19 protein-coding genes are annotated in these 21,762 nt (G+C 55.2%); 8 read left to right on the forward strand and 11 right to left on the reverse strand.

The window, feature by feature from the left end; translation table 11 throughout:
* Positions 1 to 682, reverse strand: a 682-nt coding sequence (locus tag DOU50_RS19630; protein ID WP_148769976.1) for a DUF3300 domain-containing protein, incomplete at its 3' end; no start/stop codon positions are given.
* A gap of 891 nt (positions 683 to 1,573) precedes the next feature.
* Between DOU50_RS19630 and acnB the strand changes: the two genes are divergently transcribed.
* Complete coding sequence (acnB, locus tag DOU50_RS19635) at positions 1,574 to 4,171, forward strand: bifunctional aconitate hydratase 2/2-methylisocitrate dehydratase (protein ID WP_032645211.1); 2,598 nt, start codon at positions 1,574 to 1,576, stop codon at positions 4,169 to 4,171.
* A gap of 190 nt (positions 4,172 to 4,361) precedes the next feature.
* Entirely contained in the window at positions 4,362 to 4,724 is a 363-nt protein-coding gene (yacL, locus tag DOU50_RS19640; protein WP_032649783.1) for a protein YacL, read from the forward strand.
* Between the two features lie 31 nt (positions 4,725 to 4,755).
* Here the strand turns inward: yacL and speD are convergent, their stop codons facing one another.
* The 3 genes from speD to DOU50_RS19655 form a co-directional block, all read right to left on the reverse strand.
* Entirely contained in the window at positions 4,756 to 5,550 is a 795-nt protein-coding gene (gene speD / locus DOU50_RS19645) for an adenosylmethionine decarboxylase (RefSeq protein WP_032649781.1), read from the reverse strand.
* Positions 5,551 to 6,420 (reverse strand): polyamine aminopropyltransferase, encoded by an 870-nt coding sequence (speE, locus tag DOU50_RS19650; RefSeq protein ID WP_148769978.1) that lies wholly within the window; start codon positions 6,418 to 6,420, stop codon positions 5,551 to 5,553.
* A 113-nt stretch (positions 6,421 to 6,533) separates the two neighbouring features.
* Positions 6,534 to 6,881 (reverse strand): YacC family pilotin-like protein, encoded by a 348-nt coding sequence (locus tag DOU50_RS19655; protein WP_014882582.1) that lies wholly within the window; start codon positions 6,879 to 6,881, stop codon positions 6,534 to 6,536.
* Positions 6,882 to 7,026: 145 nt separating this feature from the next.
* Between DOU50_RS19655 and cueO the strand changes: the two genes are divergently transcribed.
* Positions 7,027 to 8,595, forward strand: a complete 1,569-nt coding sequence (cueO, locus tag DOU50_RS19660; RefSeq protein ID WP_148769980.1) for a multicopper oxidase CueO — start codon at positions 7,027 to 7,029, stop codon at positions 8,593 to 8,595.
* Between the two features lie 85 nt (positions 8,596 to 8,680).
* Here cueO and DOU50_RS19665 read toward each other — a convergent pair whose 3' ends face one another.
* Positions 8,681 to 11,071, reverse strand: coding sequence for a glucose/quinate/shikimate family membrane-bound PQQ-dependent dehydrogenase (locus DOU50_RS19665; RefSeq protein ID WP_148769982.1), 2,391 nt, complete (start codon positions 11,069 to 11,071; stop codon positions 8,681 to 8,683).
* A gap of 208 nt (positions 11,072 to 11,279) precedes the next feature.
* Here DOU50_RS19665 and hpt point away from each other — a divergent pair, with 208 nt between their 5' ends.
* On the forward strand, positions 11,280 to 11,816 hold the full coding sequence (gene hpt / locus DOU50_RS19670) for a hypoxanthine phosphoribosyltransferase (RefSeq protein WP_008501948.1): 537 nt from the start codon (positions 11,280 to 11,282) through the stop codon (positions 11,814 to 11,816).
* A 61-nt stretch (positions 11,817 to 11,877) separates the two neighbouring features.
* Here the strand turns inward: hpt and can are convergent, their stop codons facing one another.
* Positions 11,878 to 12,540 (reverse strand): carbonate dehydratase, encoded by a 663-nt coding sequence (gene can / locus DOU50_RS19675; protein WP_008501947.1) that lies wholly within the window; start codon positions 12,538 to 12,540, stop codon positions 11,878 to 11,880.
* Between the two features lie 107 nt (positions 12,541 to 12,647).
* On the opposite strand from can, the gene DOU50_RS19680 reads away from it, so the two are divergent.
* From DOU50_RS19680 to DOU50_RS19695, 4 genes are all read left to right on the forward strand, one after another.
* A complete protein-coding gene (locus DOU50_RS19680; RefSeq protein WP_008501946.1) occupies positions 12,648 to 13,574 on the forward strand; it encodes an ABC transporter ATP-binding protein in 927 nt (308 codons plus the stop codon).
* The gene (locus DOU50_RS19685) at positions 13,571 to 14,341 is read left to right on the forward strand and encodes an ABC transporter permease (protein ID WP_023334536.1); all 771 of its coding nucleotides are present in this window, start codon (positions 13,571 to 13,573) and stop codon (positions 14,339 to 14,341) included. The genes DOU50_RS19680 and DOU50_RS19685 overlap by 4 nt, the downstream gene beginning before the upstream one ends.
* A gap of 104 nt (positions 14,342 to 14,445) precedes the next feature.
* Positions 14,446 to 14,886, forward strand: a complete 441-nt coding sequence (locus tag DOU50_RS19690) for a PTS sugar transporter subunit IIA (protein ID WP_032649773.1) — start codon at positions 14,446 to 14,448, stop codon at positions 14,884 to 14,886.
* Between the two features lie 65 nt (positions 14,887 to 14,951).
* Positions 14,952 to 16,199 (forward strand): polysaccharide deacetylase family protein, encoded by a 1,248-nt coding sequence (locus DOU50_RS19695; protein ID WP_061715956.1) that lies wholly within the window; start codon positions 14,952 to 14,954, stop codon positions 16,197 to 16,199.
* Here the strand turns inward: DOU50_RS19695 and DOU50_RS19700 are convergent, their stop codons facing one another.
* Genes DOU50_RS19700 through DOU50_RS19720 form a run of 5 tightly spaced genes read right to left on the reverse strand, consistent with a single transcriptional unit; the run spans position 16,200 to position 21,726 of the window.
* The gene (locus tag DOU50_RS19700) at positions 16,200 to 17,267 is read right to left on the reverse strand and encodes a fimbrial protein (RefSeq protein WP_148769985.1); all 1,068 of its coding nucleotides are present in this window, start codon (positions 17,265 to 17,267) and stop codon (positions 16,200 to 16,202) included. It lies immediately after the preceding gene.
* 22 nt (positions 17,268 to 17,289) lie between these two features.
* Entirely contained in the window at positions 17,290 to 17,904 is a 615-nt protein-coding gene (locus tag DOU50_RS19705; RefSeq protein ID WP_228117540.1) for a fimbrial-like protein, read from the reverse strand.
* A 23-nt stretch (positions 17,905 to 17,927) separates the two neighbouring features.
* On the reverse strand, positions 17,928 to 18,491 hold the full coding sequence (locus tag DOU50_RS19710; RefSeq protein ID WP_148769987.1) for a fimbrial protein: 564 nt from the start codon (positions 18,489 to 18,491) through the stop codon (positions 17,928 to 17,930).
* Positions 18,492 to 18,509: 18 nt separating this feature from the next.
* Positions 18,510 to 19,091, reverse strand: a complete 582-nt coding sequence (locus DOU50_RS19715) for a fimbrial protein (protein ID WP_148769989.1) — start codon at positions 19,089 to 19,091, stop codon at positions 18,510 to 18,512.
* Between the two features lie 28 nt (positions 19,092 to 19,119).
* Positions 19,120 to 21,726 (reverse strand): outer membrane usher protein, encoded by a 2,607-nt coding sequence (locus DOU50_RS19720; RefSeq protein WP_148769991.1) that lies wholly within the window; start codon positions 21,724 to 21,726, stop codon positions 19,120 to 19,122.
* Between the last annotated feature and the right edge of the window lie 36 nt (positions 21,727 to 21,762).

Genomic DNA, 21,762 nt, shown 5'->3' on the forward strand with positions numbered 1-21,762 from the left:
AAACAACCTGCGGATCGGCAGATTCAATTTTGATTACCGTTGGGGCCGGCGCGGGCGTTGCTGCTGTGGTTGTCGTTGTCTCGGTGGTGCTGGTTTTCGCTGGTGCCGGTTTTGTCACGGTGGTGACCGTCTGCTGAGGCGTGGATTGTAAAGCGCCGGTCTTCTGTGCCAGCGCGCGCAGGCGTTGAACGGAATCCATTACGTCCTTCGGCTGCGCGAGAAACGCATCGCCCAGATTTTGTACCCACGGCGGGTTTTCACCCATCAGGGACATGAGCTGAGGAAACGCGACCAGCGATTTTACGCTGGGATCCCAGGGCTGGCTGGCAACGGCCTGAATCGCGGCGTCCCCTTCCATTTTAGGGTTGTCTTTTGACCACTGCGCCGCCTGGATCACGTTGGCCGGGTAAGTCGAGGCCATCAGGATTTGCGACAGCAGGGCATCCGGGTAGAGCGCGATGGGGGCAACCCACTGATCGATTTGCGCGGCAGTATAGGTTGGTGCGGCGACAGGGGCGGGCGTTGGTGCTACCGGTACCGCCGGTGCCGCTGGTTGTTGTGCGACGGGGGCCGGCGCAACGGGTTCCGTTGCACGACTTTTGACAAACATGACGCCTGAGGCGGCAAGCAGCCCGGCACTGCACAGAAGGACGAGCAGATGTGGCTTAAAGGGCAACTTCATAAAATGACTCCAACGAGACAAGCGCTGTGCCGTGAGGCGTTACGGTTGGCGTGAGTATTATTCACCCGTCTTTTACTGTTTTGACTTTTATTGGGAAGCGTCCGGTACGTCCGGATAAAGATTGTGAGTATTTATTACACAATTATATGCGATGCGGGAAAAACCGAAGGGAATTCAGAAGGCCGCTCTTACGAGCGGCCAGCAGCTAGTTGCCGAGGTTGACGACAAACAGCACCGTGATGTCGGATATGTTCCAGCCACCGTGCAGCGCGGTTAGCAGTAAACCGGTCACAACGATCAGCGCAGTGATTCGCATCTCCATTGCGTGCGTTCCTGTAAAGGCTACGCGGGTTCATTCTTCACCGGGAAAGGCAGAACCAGGCAAGTTGGGATTGCCGCGTAGGTTACGGAACTGCTCCCGGGCCCGGTGACTGGTTGCTACACCAGCGAAGCAGGCCGAGAGGAAGAGTAATCGACTCAGTAGTCATTCTGAAGGCGAAAAATGAAGTGAAACGAATTTTCATTCGAAACAGGAAGGCGCTACGCAAAATTGACATAATGGCTTGCAAGCCAGCGGGGCGTGATGCAAAATTCATTGCGTTGGGGTTGCCGCAAATCTGCCAACACGGTGTGCTACCATCGCAAGGCAACAAATAAACCGCTATCAGGCGGTTTTTTTGTACCCAAAATTCGTCTTGTCTCCCCGCTACACCATGCTTAACGATTCAGCAAATTTTTTAATGTTGCTTTTTTGTAAACGGATTAACACTGTGCAGAAATCCTGCTATGCTGCCCGACGCGGTATCGGGCATTTACCCTACAAACTGCTGTCTCACAGGAGCGTGAAGAGAACGCCCGCCGCATATGACAATGAGAGCGAGGAGAACCGTCGTGCTAGAAGAATACCGTAAGCACGTAGCAGAACGTGCCGCCGAGGGAATTGTACCCAAACCTTTAGATGCAACCCAAATGGCCGCGCTCGTCGAGCTGCTGAAGAACCCGCCTAAGGGCGAAGAAGAATTCCTGTTAGATCTGCTGATCAACCGCGTACCGCCTGGCGTAGATGAAGCTGCCTACGTAAAAGCCGGATTCCTTGCTGCTATCGCCAAAGGCGAAGCCACCTCCCCACTGGTTACTCCTGAAAAAGCCATTGAACTGCTCGGCACCATGCAGGGTGGTTACAACATACATCCGCTGATTGACGCGCTGGATAACGACAAGCTGGCACCGATTGCCGCTAAAGCGCTCTCTTCCACGCTGCTGATGTTCGATAACTTCTACGATGTAGAAGAAAAAGCCAAAGCAGGCAACGTCTATGCGAAGCAGGTGATGCAGTCCTGGGCGGATGCCGAATGGTTCCTGAACCGTCCTGCGCTGGCTGAAAAAATCACCGTTACCGTCTTTAAAGTGACCGGTGAAACCAACACCGATGACCTCTCTCCGGCACCGGACGCGTGGTCTCGCCCGGATATTCCTCTGCACGCCCTGGCAATGCTGAAAAACGCCCGTGAAGGCATTGAGCCGGATCAGCCTGGCAGCGTTGGCCCGATCAAACAGATCGAAGCCCTGCAGAAAAAAGGGTTCCCGCTGGCCTACGTGGGTGACGTTGTAGGTACCGGTTCTTCCCGTAAGTCCGCCACTAACTCCGTGCTGTGGTTCATGGGTGATGACATCCCTCATGTGCCAAACAAACGCGGCGGCGGCCTGTGCCTTGGCGGCAAAATTGCACCGATCTTCTTCAACACCATGGAAGATGCGGGCGCCCTGCCGATCGAAGTGGATGTTTCTAACCTGAATATGGGCGACGTGATTGACGTTTACCCGTACAAAGGTGAAGTGCGTAACCATGAAACCAACGAGCTGCTGGCGAGCTTTGAGCTGAAAACCGACGTGCTGATCGACGAAGTGCGTGCCGGTGGCCGTATTCCGCTGATCATCGGCCGTGGCCTGACCACCAAAGCGCGTGAAGCGCTGGGTCTGCCGCACAGTGATGTATTCCGTCACGCGAAAGACGTGGCGGAAAGCAATCGCGGTTACTCTCTGGCGCAGAAAATGGTCGGTCGCGCCTGCGGCGTCGCCGGTGTTCGTCCTGGCGCATACTGCGAGCCGAAGATGACCTCCGTAGGTTCTCAGGACACCACTGGCCCAATGACCCGTGACGAACTGAAAGACCTGGCGTGCCTGGGCTTCTCTTCTGACCTGGTGATGCAGTCCTTCTGCCACACGGCGGCGTATCCGAAGCCGGTTGACGTGACCACGCACCACACGCTGCCAGACTTCATCATGAACCGCGGCGGCGTTTCCCTGCGTCCGGGCGACGGCGTAATTCACTCCTGGCTGAACCGCATGCTGCTGCCGGATACCGTGGGTACCGGCGGTGACTCCCATACCCGTTTCCCAATCGGTATCTCTTTCCCGGCGGGCTCCGGTCTGGTGGCGTTTGCTGCGGCGACGGGCGTGATGCCGCTGGATATGCCGGAATCGGTGCTGGTGCGCTTCAAGGGTAAAATGCAGCCGGGTATCACCCTGCGCGACCTGGTTCACGCGATCCCGCTGTATGCGATTAAACAGGGTCTGCTGACCGTTGAGAAGAAAGGGAAGAAAAACATCTTCTCTGGCCGTATCCTGGAAATCGAAGGTCTGCCGGATCTGAAGGTTGAGCAGGCGTTCGAGCTGACCGATGCCTCCGCTGAGCGTTCAGCTGCGGGCTGTACCATCAAGCTGAACAAAGAGCCGATTATTGAGTATCTGAACTCTAACATCGTGCTGCTGAAGTGGATGATCGCAGAAGGCTACGGCGACCGTCGTACGCTGGAGCGTCGTATCCAGGGCATGGAGAAATGGCTGGCCGATCCGCAGCTGCTGGAAGCTGATGCTGATGCAGAGTACGCGGCGGTGATCGACATCGATCTGGCGGATATCAAAGAGCCAATCCTGTGTGCACCGAACGATCCGGACGACGCGCGTCCGCTGTCTGAGGTTCAGGGCGAGAAGATCGACGAAGTGTTCATCGGATCCTGCATGACCAACATCGGCCACTTCCGTGCGGCCGGCAAGCTGCTGGATACCCACAAAGGCCAGCTGCCAACCCGTCTGTGGGTGGCGCCGCCAACCCGTATGGATGCGGCTCAGCTGACCGAAGAGGGCTACTACAGCGTGTTTGGTAAGAGCGGTGCGCGTATCGAAATTCCTGGCTGCTCCCTGTGCATGGGCAACCAGGCGCGCGTAGCCGACGGTGCGACGGTGGTTTCCACCTCTACCCGTAACTTCCCGAACCGTTTAGGTACCGGTGCGAACGTCTTCCTGGCCTCTGCGGAGCTGGCGGCGGTTGCGGCGCTGATTGGCAAACTGCCAACGCCGGAAGAGTACCAGACCTTTGTGGCTCAGGTGGATAAGACCGCGGTGGATACCTATCGCTACCTGAACTTCGACCAGCTCTCTCAGTATACCGAGAAGGCTGACGGGGTTATCTTCCAGACGGCGGTATAAACAGCAAAACCGTCTCTACGAGACGGTTTTTAGTGTTTGCACCCTCTCCCACGGGAGAGGGACGGGGTGAGGGCATCAGGCCGCAGGGTCTTGCTCTCACCTTTTTATTTTCATTCCTCCCACCTCTCACGCTTTTTTTCTTCCTCGCTGCTGCGATAATTACCTTAATGGCTTTGCAGAGGAAAACACTATGGATTACGAATTTCTGCGCGACATCACCGGAGTGGTGAAAGTGCGTATGTCGATGGGCCACGAAGCCGTTGGACACTGGTTTAACGAAGAGGTGAAAGAAAATCTCGCACTTCTTGATGAGGTTGAACAGGCGGCAAATACGGTGAAAGGCAGTGAACGCTCCTGGCAGCGCGCCGGTCATGAATACACGCTGTGGATGGACGGTGAAGAGGTCATGGTGCGCGCCAACCAGCTCGAGTTTTCAGGTGACGAGATGGAAGAGGGGATGAGCTACTACGACGAAGAGAGCCTGTCGATGTGCGGCGTAGAAGACTTCCTTCAGGTGGTGAATGCCTACCGCGAGTTTATGAAACAGCGGTAACTTCCCGAAGCGTCCCTGCTCCGGGCAACACTTACACGGCCGGAATATTACGGCCGTAGTAGATCTCGCGCATCTCTTTCCAGAGCAGGTCGGTAATCGCCTTACGCTCTTCTTCGCTCAAATCTTCCGGCTTCGTGTGGAACATATAGTGCTTAAGGTCGAATTCCTTAAGTAACATCTTGGTATGGAAGATGTTTTCCTGATACACGTTCACGTCCATCATGTCGTACAGCGATTTCATGTCTTCGGACATGAAGTTCTGAATAGAGTTGATTTCGTGGTCAATGAAGTGCTTCATGCCGTTGATATCACGAGTAAAACCGCGCACGCGGTAATCAATCGTGACGATATCCGATTCCAGCTGATGGATGAGATAGTTCAGCGCGTTGAGCGGGGAAATCACGCCGCAGGTCGACACTTCAATATCGGCGCGGAACGTACACAGCCCACCTTCCGGGTGACTCTCCGGGTAGGTATGGACGCAGATATGGCTTTTATCCAGGTGGGCAACAACCACTTCCGGCAGCGGGCCCGGATGTTCTGTTTTATCGATAAGCTTGGGATCGACCGGCTCTTCGCTGACCAGGATGGTCACGCTGGCGCCCTGGGGTTCATAATCCTGTCGGGCGATGTTCAGGATGTTGGCGCCGATAATGGAACAGGTTTCTGACAGGATCTCGGTCAGACGGTTGGCGTTGTAGAGTTCGTCGATATAGGCGATGTAACCATCGCGTTCTTCCGCTGTTTTGGCATAGCAGATATCGTAAATACAAAAACTCAGGCTTTTCGTCAGGTTGTTAAAGCCATGCAGTTTAAGCTTTTTCAATTAGTTCACCCCCTTAGTGGATAATGCGTCTTGCAGGTACTGCGGCAGAGCAAACGCTGCGGTATGAATAGCCGGATTGTAGTATCGGCACTGAAGACCGGCCTGGTGGAAGCGGGCCTGAATAATTTCGGTGGAGAGATGACGTAATACGTCGTTATCCGTCGCCCAGGCAAAGGTCATGATCCCGCCGTAGTACGTCGGAATAGCGGCCTGATAGAAGCTGACATCATCGAAATAGGTGCTGAGCTTACGATGGCTATCCAGCGCTTCATCCTGCTGCAGGAAGCAGACGCCATTTTGGGCGACGAAGATCCCGCCCGGGTTCAGGCAGCGCTTGCAGCCCTCGTAGAAGGAGGAGGTAAACAGTGACGCGCCGGGGCCGATAGGGTCGGTGCAGTCGGAGATGATCACGTCAAAGGTCTGCGAGGTCTGGTTAACGAAGTTAACGCCGTCGTCAATCACCAGGCTAAAGCGCGGATCGTCGTAGCTGCCGGCATTGTGGTTGGGCAGGTACTGGCGGCAGAAAGAGACGACGCCCGCATCGATTTCCACCATGGTGATGGTTTCAATGGAACGATGGCGGGAAACTTCACGCAGCATTGCGCCGTCGCCACCGCCGATAATCAGAACATGCTTCGCGTGGCCGTGCGCCAGCAGCGGGACGTGGGTCATCATCTCATGATAGATAAACTCATCTCGCTCGGTAGTTTGCACGACGCCGTCCAGCGCCATCACGCGGCCAAAGGCAGCATTCTCGAAGATGATCAGATCCTGGTGATCGGTTTTCTCATGATAGAGCACGTTATCAACGGCAAAGTACTGACCAAACTGGTCATGCAAGGTTTCATGCCACAACGTGTGGTCGGCCATAGCGAACTCCTCCTGTGTAAACATCCGTTACGCTCACAAAAATGAGCGAAACATGATAGCTAACTCTAACCGCGGTTGCACGGTCAGAGGTTCAACAGGGGGCGTCGGGAAGGTTATTTGACGTAGGCGAGCAGGCTGAGTGAGTCGCGAGCCAGCGCTTTGCATTTTTTGGCAGTGGGAATACCAATACCGCTTAGGTCGCGGTAGCTGTCTTCACCGAGCGCCTTCATGTCGAAGCTGTCGTAGTTGCTGAGATCCCACTGGTTCTGCTGGGCAAAAAAAACCAGCGCGCGGCGAATTTGCCCGTTGGGTAAATTCTGGTAGCCGCAATCATTTTTCAGGAATACAAAAACCGCCGTTAAATCGGCCATATCTTCCGCTTCATTTTCACTTAGCGCATAGCTGTTCGCACACATTGCCATCAGGCTACCGAACAAAATTGTCCTGAAAAACGTCTTCATTGCTTCTACCACTTCTTCACGGAAAATTAACGTTAGCATACTTGATGCCAGTGCGACGATCTTTATTATTGCCGCTTGACTTGACCTTCCGGTAAGGGGAGGGTTTATGCTCAAAAGATCGCCTGCTGGAAATAAGGAAATGAACATGCAACGTCGTGATTTTTTAAAATATTCCGTGGCGCTGGGTGCTGCCAGCGCATTGCCTCTCTGGAGCCGCGCGGTTTTCGCGGCTGACAGGCCTGCCTTACCCATCCCTGACTTGCTGACCGCGGATGCCCGTAGCCGTATCAAACTTGTTGTTCAGTCCGGCAACACGCTGTTCGGTGCGGACAACGCGACGACCTGGGGCTATAACGGCAATCTGCTCGGCCCGGCGCTACAGCTGCGCAAAGGGAAAGCGGTGACGGTGGATATCCACAACACGCTTGCCGAAGAGACGACGCTGCACTGGCACGGGCTGGAAGTGCCGGGTGAGGTAGACGGCGGGCCGCAGGGCGTCATCAAAGCGGGCGGCACGCGCAGCGTCACCTTTACGCCCGACCAGCGCGCGGCAACCTGCTGGTTCCATCCGCATCAGCATGGCAAAACGGGCCATCAGGTGGCGATGGGGCTGGCGGGACTGGTGCTGATTGAAGACGACGAGAGTCGCCTGCTGCGCCTGCCGAAACAGTGGGGCATCGACGACGTGCCGGTGATTGTGCAGGACAAGAAATTCACCGCGGACGGGCAAATTGACTACCAGCTGGACGTGATGAGCGCGGCGGTAGGCTGGTTTGGCGACACGCTGTTGACCAACGGCGCCATTTATCCTCAGCATGCCGCGCCGAAAGGCTGGCTGCGCCTGCGTCTGCTGAACGGCTGTAACGCGCGTTCACTCAACTTCGCCACCAGCGATAAGCGTCCGCTGTACGTAGTGGCAAGCGACGGTGGACTTCTGCCGGAGCCGGAAAAAGTAAGCGAACTGCCGATGCTGATGGGAGAACGCTTTGAGGTGCTGGTGGATATCAGCGACGGCAAGGCGTTTGATCTTGTGACCCTGCCGGTTAGCCAGATGGGGATGGCGGTCGCGCCGTTTGACAAGCCGCATCCGGTGCTGCGTATTCAGCCGTTACTGGTGACCGCTTCCGGCACGCTGCCTGATACGTTAACCACTCTGCCAGCACTCCCGTCGCTTGATGGGCTTACGCAGCGTAAGCTGCAGCTCTCCATGAACCCGATGCTCGATATGATGGGCATGCAGGCGCTGATGGCGAAATATGGCGATAAGGCGATGGCGGGGATGCATCACGGGCAGATGATGGGTCATATGAATATGGACCACGGCAAAATGGGCGGCATGGGGAACATGGATCACGGCGACCATGGCTTTGATTTCCACAACGCCAATATGATTAACGGCAAAGCGTTCGACATGAACACGCCGATGTTTGCTGCGACAAAGGGTCAGTTTGAGCGCTGGGTGATTTCGGGCGAAGGGGACATGATGCTGCATCCGTTCCACATTCACGGTACGCAGTTCCGCATTCTCTCAGAAAACGGTAAAGCGCCGGATGCGCATCGCGCGGGCTGGAAAGATACGGTGAGAGTGGAAGGCGGCGTCAGCGAGGTGCTGGTGAAGTTTGACCACGATGCGCCGAAGGAGTTTGCCTATATGGCGCACTGCCATCTGCTGGAGCATGAAGATACGGGGATGATGCTGGGCTTTACCGTATAAAAAAAGCCGGGTGGCGGCTTCGCCTTACCCGGCCTACATAAGGCACCCGTAGGCCCGGTAAGCGTAGCGCCACCGGGCTTTTCAGTTACTTGTTTTCGTCAGGCAGTGCATACGCGACAATATAGTCGCCCATCTTCGTGCCAAACGAACCGTGACCGCCCGCGGAGATGACAACGTACTGCTTGCCATTCACTTCATAGGTCATCGGGGTAGCCTGTCCGCCAGCCGGCAGACGGCCTTGCCACAGTTTCTCACCGTTGGTCATGTTGTACGCGCGCAGGTAGTTATCTGCGGTTGCCGCGATGAACAGCACGTTACCGGCGGTGGAAATTGGGCCACCCAGCATTGGCATACCCATATTGAACGGCACCGGAACCGGCATCGGGAACGGCATGCTGTCCTGCGGGGTACCAATACGTTTTTTCCACACGATCTGATTGGTTTTCAGATCCAGGCCGGAGATATAACCCCAGGCAGGCTGTTTACACGGCAGACCAAATGGTGACAGGAACGGGTTCAGCGTTACGCCGAACGGTACGCCATACTGCGGCTGAATACCGGCTTCGGTACCGCTCCCTTTCGCGTCTTTCGGCTGCTCCATTGGGTTGCCCGGACCGCGTGGGATCAGACGGGAAACGAACGGCAGCGCCATTGGGTTGGCAATCGCGACCTGACGGTTCGGGTCAACGGAGATCCCGCCCCACTCGAACATCCCCAGGTTACCCGGGAAGACCAGCGTGCCCTGCTCAGAAGGCGGCGTGAAGATGCCTTCATAGCGCAGCTGATGGAACATCACGCGGCACACCAGCTGGTCAAACATGGTGGCACCCCACATGTCTGCCCCGCTGAGGTCTTTCTTCGGACGGAAGCTCAGATCGGAGAACGGCTGGGTTTTGCTAACGTAATCGCCTTTCGCCGCGCCCTGCGGAACCGGTTTTTCCGGTGCCGGCACAACCAGCTTGCCGTTGCTGCGATCCAGAACGAAGATGTTGCCGGTCTTGGCCGGGGCGTAAATCACCGGAACGGTTTTGCCGTCAACGGTAATGTCCGCCAGCGTCGGCTGGGACGGCATATCCATATCCCACAGATCGTGGTGTACGGTCTGATAGCTCCAGGCCAGCTTACCGGTGGTCGCGTTCAGCGCCACGATAGCGCTGGCATAACGTTCCTGCTCCGGCGTGCGGTTACCGCCCCAGATATCTGGCGTAGTAACGCCCATCGGCAGGTAGACCAGGTCCAGCTTCGCGTCATACGCAGCCGGGGCCCAGGAGTTTGGCGAGTTAAAGGTAAAGGTGTGCTCGTCTGACGGGATCGCGTTTGGATCTTTCGCGCCCGGGTCGAAGGCCCACAGCAGTTTACCGGTATTCACGTCGAAACCGCGGATAACGCCGGAGGTTTCACGCGTGGAGAAGTTATCCGTTACCGAACCGGCAATCACGATGGTTTTATCGGTGATGATGGGCGGCGAGGTTGGCTCGTACAGACCCGGCGTGGTGTCCGGCATATTGGTCTGCAGATTCAGGATACCTTTGTTGGCAAAGGTTTCACACAGCTTGCCCGTTTCGGCATTGATGGCGAACAGACGACCATCGTTGACCGGCAGCATGATGCGGCGTGGACAGTCGGCAACCACTTCCGGGCTCGCGTTATCGGCGCGCGCTTCGTGATAAGAGACGCCGCGGCAGGTCACGTGCTGGAAGGACGGGTTGGAGTTCAGCTGCGGATCGAAGTGCCATTTCTCTTTACCGGTGGCCGCGTCGAGCGCGAACAGACGCTGGTGCGCCGTACACAGATAAAGCATATCGCCGACTTTAATTGGCGTCACTTCGTTGGTCAGTTCACCCGGATCGTTCGGCATCTTCAGGTCGCCGGTACGGAATACCCAGGCTTCTTTCAGGTTCTTAACGTTGTCCGCGTTGATCTGCTTCAGCGGAGAGTAACGCTGGCCTTCCTGATTACGACCATAGGCAGGCCAGTCGCCGTCCGCCACCTGCGAGATAGCCGCCGCAGGCGTCGATTCTGCGTTCAGCGTACCGTTGATCTCCTGCGGGTCGTTAAAACCGGCCCAGGTCAGAATGCCGCCGGTAATCAGCAGGGCAACAACCAGGCCCGCCACAGCACCGCTGGAAGGCACAATCAGGCGACGCCACACGAACGGCAGGATCAGCCAGATACCGAAGAAGACCAGGATGTCGCTGCGCGGCGTCAGCGCCCAGAAGTCAAAGCCGACTTCCCAGACGCCCCAGATCATGGTGGCAAGAAGGAGTGCGGCATACAGCCACAGTGCAGATTGTTTTCTACGCCAGAGCAGGACGGTTACGCCAAGCATAACCAGGCCCGCAATCGGGTAGTACCAGGAGCCGCCGATCGCGACCAGCCAGACGCCACCGATTAACAGATACAGCGCGCAGAAGGCTGCGAACGCCGCTGTTAATGTCACCAGTAGACGCGGCTGTTTAGAGTTTGTTTCAGCCATAGAAAGTGTACTCGTCAGTTTTTGTTAATAATTTGCTAGCAACTAATTATAGGTATTAACAAGTGTGATCGGAATCACAATATTTGCTTTTTATAACTCATACGCCAGGGTTATCCATTTGCTGATATAATAGCTGGCTTGCGTATCAGTGCTGGATATTAACTCATCCGTATTGAGAGATTTTCATCAAAATCATTTGGTTAGTAATATGAAACATACTGTTGAAGTGATGATCCCGGAAGCCGAGATCAAAGCGCGTATCGCCGAACTGGGTCGTCAAATCACCGAACATTACAAGGACAGCGGCAGCGAAATGGTGCTGGTCGGTCTGTTGCGCGGCTCTTTCATGTTCATGGCCGACCTGTGCCGTGAAGTGCATGTGCCCCATGAGGTCGATTTTATGACCGCCTCCAGCTACGGCAGCGGCATGTCCACCACCCGTGATGTGAAAATCCTGAAAGATCTGGATGAAGATATTCGTGGCAAAGATGTGTTGATCGTGGAAGACATCATCGACTCCGGCAACACGCTGTCAAAAGTGCGCGAGATCCTGAGCCTGCGTGAGCCAAAATCGCTGGCGATTTGCACCCTGCTGGATAAGCCTGACCGCCGTGAAGTGCAGGTGCCGGTAGAGTTTGTCGGTTTCTCTATCCCGGACGAGTTCGTCGTCGGTTACGGCATTGACTATGCGCAGCGCTATCGCCATCTGCCGTATGTTGGGAAAGTGGTATTGCTGGACGAGTAATTGCGGCCTGATGCCCTCACCCCGGCCCTCTCCCACAGGGAGAGGGAGAAAATCCCCGGCTTTATTTATGGTTCACATGCTTAAGCTGAAGGTTGGCAATTCCCGAACGGTAACGCTGCTCCAGCGTTTCCCGGTTGGTGGCGGTCACTTCCAGATTGCGCAGCAGACCGTCGTGAATGCCGTACGCCCAGCCGTGGATCGAGACCTTCTGCCCGCGTTTCCACGCCGATTGCATGATCGTTGAGTGGCCCAGGTTATACACCTGCTCCATCACGTTGAGTTCGCACAGGGTATCCATGCGACGCTCCTGCGGCATTTCGCCCAGCAGTGAGCTATGTTTGAACCAGATATCGCGGATGTGCAGCAGCCAGTTATCAATGAGCCCCAGTTCCGTGTTTTCAACCGCCGCCTGCACGCCGCCGCAGCCGTAGTGGCCGCAAATGATGATGTGCTCGACTTGCAGAACGTCAACGGCATACTGAACAACAGAAAGACAGTTGAGATCGGTGTGAATCACCAGGTTGGCAACGTTGCGGTGAACAAACAGTTCGCCGGGCTCGAGGCCGGTCAGGCGCTCCGCCGGTACGCGGCTGTCGGAGCATCCAATCCAGAGAAAGCGTGGGTTTTGCGCCTGCGCGAGTTTTCCAAAAAATCCGGGGTCTTCCTCCACCAGCATTTTTGACCATAGTGCATTGTTGCTGATGAGTGTATCTATGTTGTTCATGGAGGTTAGCGACCTGTAACCGAGTAATTGCGTTGCGCTACTATAGGGTAACCCGACTTTTAATGAAACCACACAACGTGTGTCAGAACGGAAGGTAAGTTAATTTCATGGCAATTGCACTGGAGCTTGAGCAGCTTAAAAAAACCTATCCGGGCGGCGTTCAGGCGCTGCGCGGAATAGATCTAAAAGTAGAGGCCGGTGATTTTTATGCGCTTCTGGGGCCGAACGGGGCGGGGAAATCGACCACCATTGGGATTATCAGCTCACTGGTCAATAAAACATCCGGCCGGGTGAGCGTCTTTGGTTACGACCTGCAAAAAGATGTGGTGAACGCCAAGCGCCAGCTGGGTCTGGTGCCGCAGGAGTTCAACTTCAACCCGTTTGAGACGGTGCAGCAGATCGTTGTTAACCAGGCGGGTTATTACGGCGTCGAGCGTAAAGAGGCCCTGGAGCGGAGCGAAAAGTACCTCAAGCAGCTCGACCTGTGGGAAAAGCGTAACGAACGCGCGCGGATGTTGTCCGGCGGGATGAAGCGCCGCCTGATGATTGCCCGCGCTCTGATGCACGAGCCAAAGCTGCTGATCCTCGATGAACCGACGGCGGGCGTCGATATTGAACTGCGTCGTTCTATGTGGGGCTTCCTGAAAGATCTCAACGACAAGGGAACCACCATTATTCTGACCACCCACTACCTTGAAGAGGCTGAAATGCTGTGCCGCAACATCGGCATCATTCAGCACGGCGAGCTGGTGGAAAACACCTCGATGAAGAACCTGCTCTCCAAGCTGAAATCAGAAACCTTCATTCTCGATCTGGCGGCAAAAAGTCCGCTGCCGAAGCTGGAAGGGTATCAGTATCGTCTTGTCGATACCTCGACGCTGGAAGTGGAAGTGCTGCGCGAGCAGGGCATCAACAGCGTGTTCTCACAGCTGAGCGCGCAGGGTATTCAGGTCTTAAGTATGCGTAACAAAGCGAATCGACTGGAAGAGCTGTTTGTCTCTCTGGTGCAGGATAAACAAGGAGACAAGGCATGACGCATCTTTACTGGGTCGCGCTGAAAAGCATCTGGGCGAAAGAGATTAACCGCTTCATGCGCATCTGGGTGCAAACCCTGGTGCCGCCGGTCATCACGATGACGCTCTATTTCATCATCTTCGGTAACCTGATTGGTTCCCGGATTGGTGAGATGCACGGCTTTACCTATATGCAGTTTATCGTGCCGGGCCTGATTATGATGGCGGTGATCACCAACGCCTATGCCAACGTGGCGTCGTCATTCTTCAGCGCCAAGTTCCAGCGCAACATCGAAGAGCTGCTGGTGGCGCCGGTACCGACGCACGTCATTATCGCCGGCTATGTCGGCGGCGGCGTGGCGCGCGGGCTGTGCGTGGGGATCTTGGTCACGGCGATTTCGCTGTTCTTCGTGCCGTTCCAGGTGCACTCCTGGCTGTTCGTCGCGCTGACGCTGCTCCTGACGGCGATCCTGTTCTCGCTGGCCGGTCTGCTGAACGCCGTGTTCGCCAAAACGTTTGACGACATCAGCCTGATCCCGACCTTCGTGCTGACGCCGCTGACCTATCTTGGCGGGGTGTTCTACTCCCTGACGCTGCTGCCACCGTTCTGGCAGGCGCTGTCGCACCTGAACCCGATTGTCTACATGATCAGCGGATTCCGCTTTGGCTTCCTCGGTATCACTGACGTGCCGCTGTTTACCACGGTGGCGGTGCTGGTGGTGTTCATCATCGCCTTCTACCTGCTGTGCTGGTATCTGATCCAGCGCGGACGCGGTCTGCGCAGCTAGCCCTCAGCCCGGCGACATTCTGTCTGCCGGGCACTTTCTTTGACAGTTATCACCGAAAGCTAACCTTCACTCCGCTAAACTACTTGCCTGCTAAGGAGAGAGTTATGCTGGGATGGGTTATCACCTGCCACGATGAACGGGCGCAGGACATGCTGGACAAGCTTGCAGCCAGATTTGGCCCGCTGGCACAGTGCCGGGCGGTAAATTACTGGCGCGGGTTGAGCACCAATATGCTGAGCCGCATGATGTGCGATGCCCTGCATGAAACGGACACCGGTGATGGCGTCATTTTTTTGACCGATAAATCGGGCGCGGCGCCTTACCGCGCAGCCGCTTTGCTGAGCCATAAGCATGATTGCTGTGAGGTGATCTCGGGCATCAGCCTTCCATTACTTGAAGCGATGTATCCGCAGCGTCAAACGTTAACCAGTGCCGGGTTCCGTAACGCTATCGTCGAGCAGGGCGCGCCGGACGTCAGCAGCTTGTGGCATCAGCAGCAAAAAAATCCTCCTTTCGTCCTGCTCCATGATCTGTATAAGAATTAAACGTTGGTATTGATGTCGCTTTTGCTACAATGGCATAAGTATTTCCGCTTCGAATAAGACCCCTCATGTTCACGCGTATTGTTTTTCTGTTGTTGATGTTCGTGTCCGGCACTTCTTCTGCCAGTTTATTAAGTCAGCAAAGAATGCCTGCTCAATATATGCAAACCACCGAAGATGCGGCGATTTGGGCGCAGGTCGGCAACAGCGTCATTAACGTCGGCAATGTGCGGGCAGGGCAGATCCTTGCGGTGGTACCTGCGGCGGCGGACTACTATGAATTCCGCTTCGGATTTGGCACGGGATTTATCGACAAGGGACACCTGGAGCCGGTGCAGGGTAAACAGCGCGTCGAGGATGGGCTGGGAGATCTAAATAAACCGCTGAGCAATCAAAACCTGATAACGTGGAAAGACACGCCCGTTTATAATGCCCCGAACAACGGTAGCGCACCCTTCGGCACCCTGAGCAGCAATCTGCGCTATCCGATCCTGAACAAGCTTAAAGACCGGCTGAATCAGACCTGGTTCCAGATCCGCATCGGCAACCGCCTGGCGTGGATCAGCAGCCTGGACGCGCAGGAAGATAATGGTATTCCGGTCATTACCTATCACCATATTTTGCGCGACGAGGAGAACACCCGTTTCCGCCATACCTCCACGACCACCAGCGTGCGGGCATTCAGCAACCAGATGACCTGGCTGCGCGATCAGGGCTATACCACACTGACGATGTACCAGCTGGAAGGGTATGTGCGTAACAAAATGAACCTGCCGGCGAAATCGGTGGTAATTACCTTCGACGACGGCCTGAAGTCCGTTAACCGCTATGCTTACCCGATCCTCAAAGCGTATGGCTTTAAGGCGACGGCGTTTATTATCTCCTCGCGCATCAAGCGCCATCCGCAAAAATGGGCGCCGAAATCCCTGCAGTTTATGAGCGTGTCGGAACTGGAGCAGATGCATGACGTTTTCGACTATCAGTCCCACACGCACTTCCTGCACCGCGTTGACGACAACCATCAGCCCATTCTACTGAGCCGCAGCTACCACAATATTTTATTTGATTTTAAGCGCTCGCGACGGGATCTGGCGCAGTTTAACCCGCACGTGCTTTACCTCTCGTATCCGTTCGGCGGCTACGACGATAAGGCGATTAAAGCTGCGAATGACGCCGGGTTTCATCTGGCGGTGACGACGGTACGAGGGAAGGTCAAACCGGGGGATAATCCGTTCTTACTGAAGCGACTGTATATCTTAAGAACGGATTCGCTGGAGACGATGTCGCGGCTGATCAGCAATCAGCCGCAGGGGTAGTTACAGGTAGTTGATCGTAAAGGTGGCGACAGCCCTAAAATTACCTGCCTTTAGCGGCGTGCCGTCTTTATACAAGTACGCCAAAAACGGCAGCGCATTACTTGCGCTGGTGCCAGCGTTAGGCAAGGGCACAAAGATGTAATCGGGTGAATTGGTAAAGGGGAGCGTGCCGCCCGACGGATTAGCATGAAACTCCTGTATAATTTCCACCCCAATACCTGCCGCCGCATTGGAGGTGAGCGTATTGAGTAGCAGAGGGTCCTGGCTACCGCTGCTCACCTTATTGGATGACATTTTGTACTCAATTGCCACCACGTTGCTACAGTTAAGCTCGAGATTGAACTCTTTATAGGGATAATAACCATCCCTCATGGTGGAGTACATGATTTCACCAAAATCCACGTTGTTCGTGCCGTTGTTCGCCGTGATGGCCTGGCAGGTGGCGCTGGCAATGGGGATGCTAAACGTCGACGGGGTTACTTCGAACCACCACGGCTGGTTATCACTGTCAGTATGGTTTCCGATGGCCATCCCACCAATTTTTTTCGCTTCCTTCGGCGTGATGAACGCGGCGTTATTAACGTTACCCACAAATCCAGCTGTCTGAACCAGCTTTATCTGCGCTTTCCAGTCTTGCTTCGGGGTGGATGCGTCTGTTGACAAATTTGCCCACTGTCCGAATGTCGCCTGAAACCATGCGCCTTCATTACCGGATGGGCTGTAAATCCTGACCGCGTAATAGATACCGGGGACGTTGGTCTCCCACATGGCGCCGTCAACGCCGCCGATGGCGTCATAGGTAATGTTGGACATATATTCTCCGTCATTACCTGCATCACATGCGGACCACAGCCCTGGAGAAAGGGTGGCCTCGTAAGGGCCGCCAATCTCTATCCCATCCGAGGGAAACTGGCCCTGAGGTACCGGATGAAAGTAGACTGGCACACCGGCCTGGGTATTGACGATAGTGGAGGTGCCGCCTTCGCCGCGAGAACCAAAATGGCATTCCCCCCAGGCATACCCCTGCGTCAGCAGCAGCGCGGCGGCTAAAAGTCCTTTAAAACGCATTAACGTATTCTCCCTGTTTCATTCAGTTATATGTCGCATTCACGACGACCCGGCTGGTGACTTTCCCTGCCGTTACCGGACCCGTGTTCTGCAGGCGGGCATAGAACGCGTAATCTTTTGCCAGGCTCCCTGCATCAACACTTATTGCTACTCTTGAGGAACCGTCAGATTCCAGCACGTTGGTATTAAACGCTTTTGAAAAAATAACCACGCCCGTATTTTCTGCCCCGTCTCCGCCTGCTGCAGTCGACGGGGTTTCATTAATAAATACCTGACGCGAACCAGCAGGCCACTGCTGGGTTTGCGGCTGGAAGCTGAAAATGACGGTGTTGATTGCCTCCTGATCGCCAGAGCAACCCTCTACTCTGACGTTGAATACCGTTCCGCTTGCGGCGTCCGTGGGTTGTAACCGTGTGCTACCATCCGGGGTGTAAAACCAACTTTTGCCGACCGTTGGAAGGTGAACTTTCCCGCCGTCGGGAATGGATACCTGACAGGTATTGTCAACAATGTTGGCATTAAACGTAACATCCATACCTGTCTCTTCAGACAGGCATGGGGCAGACCAGCTTCCGCTTATGAGTCCTGCCAGAATCAGTAACTTTCTCAGGACGTTAAGGTTTGTTTTTTTCATCATGGCGGTACTGCCCCTGCACGTAATTACTGATAGGTCACAACAAAGGTAACGGGAGCGCTGGCGTCGCCGGTTGTCACGTCTGCAATGGCTTTACCGCTGGCGATCACAATGCGCGCCGCCATATCGACATTGGTTGTTGCGCCGCTGATGGTAACGGTTTGTACCGGTTTGGTATTACAGCTCATCAGCGTTCCGTTTCCGGCCGTACCTTTCCAGACTTCAAAGCCTGTTGCATGTCCGGCGTCGAATGAATCGCCGGTTTTAGCATCGCCGGAACAGTTTCCACCTGCGCCTGCCGTCGCTTCTACGGTGGCGGATTTCACGCCGGCACAACCGCTAAAGACGATTTTGAACGGTTCGCTACGCGTCTGGGCAACGAGGTCGGATTTAAACACGTCGCCAAATGCCAGGGTGCTGATTGGCTGGCCGCCCGCGTTTTGGATCTGCGCGGTGCAGGTGCCTGCGCCGACGGTAGTGACGAAGGTTGCCGATACGCTTGGCGTGCCGGTAATGGCGTTAGCCCCCGCAGACCAGAGGCCAGCGGACACCGCCAGGGCAATGAATGCGGAATTCCAGTTAGTTTTCATGTTTGCGTTTCCTTTCGCTTATTCGTAGGTGAAGTTAAAAGTGGCAGTCGCACTGAACGCTCCGGTAGTGCCTAAGCCTGCCCGTGTTTCCCGCAGTTGGGCGACCAGCGCAACCTCGTGGGCGTTAATTTCACCAGGTGTCCAGACCAGACGCTCGCTATCGGTTTGTGAGTTGATAACGAACAGAGCGTCCGGCGCAGAAGCGCGTGCGATAGAGATGCCCGTATAGTCAGCACCACCGCTTGACTTTGCCACGGAGTTTTTAATCTGCGTAGGCGTATTACCTGACGGATCACCGGTAACAGTGGTTTTCAGCGCACTGAGGCTGGCCGGACACTCGGTAATTTTCAGTTTAAAATTCGTTGCTGCCTTGTCATTGGCGGCGGCGATGTCCGCCAGCGACGTTGTACCAGCCGCGCCAATCGTAATGGTATTGTTCAGATTGTCGCCGGTACCGCCTTCAATTTGCATATCGCAGGTGGTTTCACGCAACACCGCGGTAAAGGTAATGTCAAGGTTTGTACCTGCCGCCATTGCCTGTGAGCTCAGCGCCAGCGCCAGCAGCGCACCGGGGCGCAAAAGTGACTTAGCATATTTCATTAAAATAACTCCCTGTTATAAAAAGGTATTACATATGGCAAATCTGATTGTTCAGCAGGGTCGTCAGGCCGACCTTCTGAGCGGATGGCAGGATGCGATACGTTACGGTACAGGATGAATTGGCTTCATTGCCCCATACCACGCGCAGCGTACCGGTCTCTTCAATGCCACGAACGTAGGCTTGTCCAGCTTGGCCCACCGAGCCGACGGACAGCCCTTTTTCGTTCACGACATCGGCACCCAGCGGGATAAAACCGTTATCGGAGCGATGGAGATCGAGCAGCAGCGAGCGGCCCTGATCGGTTTCGAAATCGACGCGCACAATCGAACCGCTGCGCGGAACGGTGACGGTGCTGGTGTTTTTAACCTCTACGTCGGATTCCAGTTTCGAAATATCTATTCCAACGGTGTTTTCACGGTAGGCAGACAGGTAAGGCATGATGGCGTAGCCGGAGCTGCCGATCACCCCGTCACCCACGGACAGGCGCGCGCCTTTTGCTCCCGGCGCGCTGACCAGCGCCAGCGTGTCGGTATCTCCGATACTGCCCGGTGCCAGCGTAATGCCGCCGGAATGCATGAGCATCCCGCCGCTGTAGCTCAGGGAGTATTGCTGGCTGTTGTCGTCAGTGGCGGAGGCCGACAGGCTGAGCGGGCCGTAGGCGCTGTTATAGCTGCCGTAGCCGCCAATCTGACTGAGATCGCCCGTCTCTGAATGCGTGACGCCCGCATTGACGCTGTAGCTGAAGCGGTAATCATCTGTGTTGCCGTTCGCACTGGTGTTGTACGCGGTGTTATTTTTGAAGTCCGAGTTCACGCTCATGTTGACGCTATTGAAGCCGGCAGGGCGGTTGTTGCGCCCGAGCAGGTTTTCCAGCGGGATGTTCAGGTTCAGATAGATGCTGTCATCTTTCTCGCCGTATTCATCATAGCTACGCTGCAGCGAAATGCTGTAGCTTCCCAGCCAGAACGAGTTGTTATAACCCACGGAATATTGAGAAGTTGAGTCTGATTCTGTCCAGTAGTCCTGCCAGCTGCCGGTGACATACAGTGAGCCGTAGTCCTCTTTTCCGGAGGTGAGTGGCTGACTGATGTTAACCTGGATCTGGTTTTTCATACGCTGGAAGCTGTTATAGACATCTTCGCCGGTATGGTTCGGGTTACGCTCTCTGTCGCGGTATTTCACATCTTCCGCCAGCGAAGCGGCGTCGTTCAGCGTCAGGTAGTCCTCCGTGGAGAAGCGGTAGGCTGCAACGTTAAAGGAGGTACTGGTATCCTCAATGAGCTTATTCCATGAGAGACGGTAACTCTGCCCGGTCAGCGTGCCCAGACCATCCACATCGGCGTTGGAATGGGTGACATCCAGCGCGAATGCGCCGATGCCGGTATTCATGGCAATACCCAGCAGGCCAGACACGTAGCCAGTGTCCATATACTGGAAGCCTGCATAGCCGGTGAAAGCGTTGCTCAGACCATAATAGCCTGTGGCGTAGCCGACACGTGGCTTATCGCGCAGGCCGTTGTCATGCAGTTCACCCGCGCCGATATCCCAGCGGCTGTAGCCGGGACGCAGCAGTTGGCTTACCGAGGAGTAGGGAACGGAAAACGTTCGGGTGCTGCCGTCTGACTCTTCAATTGTGACCACCAGATCGCTACCGTAACCGGTCGTGCTCAGATCGTTGATTTCGAAAGCACCCGGCGGAACGGTGCTCTCATAAATTTTGTTACCGCTTTGGGTAATCGTCACTTTGGCGTTGCTTTTGGCGACGCCACGAATGGTTGGTGCATAAGTGGAAATACCGCCAGGCAACATGCGGTCATCGTTGTACATGCGCAGGCCGCGCAGGCTGAACGAGTTAAACGTATCGCCGCGCGTATACGAGTCGCCCATCAGCAACTGGGCGCGTAACGGGGTAATATCGCGCTGTAAATAGATATCCTGGCTGGAGTAGTCTGTACCATCGTCCTGATTCCAGTTAAGCGTGCCGCGCGAACGCAGACGCCATGGCCCCAGGTTCAGGCCATACTTCAGACCCGCATAGGCTGTGTCGCTTGAACCGTCATTGCCATCGGTGTGCCAGGCGTTGAGATCGTAGGAGACGATCCCCGCGTTGATCCCCTCTTCCCACAGGGAAGGGTCGACATAGCCGTTAGGGCGACGTTCAATAAAGATCTGCGGGACAACAAGCGCCAGCTCCTGTTTCCCCATGTCAAATTCCCATGATGAGCCCTGGAGCGCGCGGTTGATATCAATGCAGGTTTCCGCTTTTTCGTCATCGGCGTTTTCATCGGATGGCGTTTTAATGGCGTCGGCTTTAATGCCAATCTGCATTAATACCTTGGGTGTAAAGCAGGGCGTAGCCCGCGGTGTACCGTTATCTTTAAACGTGAACTCCGTGAGCAACTTTCTCTGACCATTCAGAATAATTTGCGTTTTAAAGGTACCCGCTACAACGGGGTTGCCTCTGGAAAAGCGGCTAACGTCGATATTGCTTCCTGTATTAAACAGGAATTGATCGTTGAATTCGACCTCCTGGCTTCCAGAGGCTGGCGCAGCGTTTTTTTCCTCTGCAAACGCAGAAGAAGTTTGAATGGCTGCACATATTGCAAGACAAAGCATTGAGCGGCGAAATAACATTGCTATCACTAATCCATTAGCTGCTAATAATCAAAA

Origin of the sequence: Enterobacter sp. C6, assembly GCF_008122455.1 — a bacterium.
GTDB lineage: Bacteria > Pseudomonadota > Gammaproteobacteria > Enterobacterales > Enterobacteriaceae > Enterobacter > Enterobacter pseudoroggenkampii.

Coding starts and splice junctions, on each gene's coding strand:
- yacL (WP_032649783.1), top strand. CDS start 4,362: ATGGATTACGAATTTCTGCGCGACATCACCGGAGTGGTGAAAGTGCGT.
- speE (WP_148769978.1), bottom strand. CDS start 6,420: ATGGCCGACCACACGTTGTGGCATGAAACCTTGCATGACCAGTTTGGT.
- DOU50_RS19655 (WP_014882582.1), bottom strand. CDS start 6,881: ATGAAGACGTTTTTCAGGACAATTTTGTTCGGTAGCCTGATGGCAATG.
- cueO (WP_148769980.1), top strand. CDS start 7,027: ATGCAACGTCGTGATTTTTTAAAATATTCCGTGGCGCTGGGTGCTGCC.
- DOU50_RS19665 (WP_148769982.1), bottom strand. CDS start 11,071: ATGGCTGAAACAAACTCTAAACAGCCGCGTCTACTGGTGACATTAACA.
- hpt (WP_008501948.1), top strand. CDS start 11,280: ATGAAACATACTGTTGAAGTGATGATCCCGGAAGCCGAGATCAAAGCG.
- can (WP_008501947.1), bottom strand. CDS start 12,540: ATGAACAACATAGATACACTCATCAGCAACAATGCACTATGGTCAAAA.
- DOU50_RS19680 (WP_008501946.1), top strand. CDS start 12,648: ATGGCAATTGCACTGGAGCTTGAGCAGCTTAAAAAAACCTATCCGGGC.
- DOU50_RS19685 (WP_023334536.1), top strand. CDS start 13,571: ATGACGCATCTTTACTGGGTCGCGCTGAAAAGCATCTGGGCGAAAGAG.
- DOU50_RS19690 (WP_032649773.1), top strand. CDS start 14,446: ATGCTGGGATGGGTTATCACCTGCCACGATGAACGGGCGCAGGACATG.
- DOU50_RS19695 (WP_061715956.1), top strand. CDS start 14,952: ATGTTCACGCGTATTGTTTTTCTGTTGTTGATGTTCGTGTCCGGCACT.
- DOU50_RS19700 (WP_148769985.1), bottom strand. CDS start 17,267: ATGCGTTTTAAAGGACTTTTAGCCGCCGCGCTGCTGCTGACGCAGGGG.
- DOU50_RS19705 (WP_228117540.1), bottom strand. CDS start 17,904: ATGATGAAAAAAACAAACCTTAACGTCCTGAGAAAGTTACTGATTCTG.
- DOU50_RS19710 (WP_148769987.1), bottom strand. CDS start 18,491: ATGAAAACTAACTGGAATTCCGCATTCATTGCCCTGGCGGTGTCCGCT.
- DOU50_RS19715 (WP_148769989.1), bottom strand. CDS start 19,091: ATGAAATATGCTAAGTCACTTTTGCGCCCCGGTGCGCTGCTGGCGCTG.
- DOU50_RS19720 (WP_148769991.1), bottom strand. CDS start 21,726: ATGTTATTTCGCCGCTCAATGCTTTGTCTTGCAATATGTGCAGCCATT.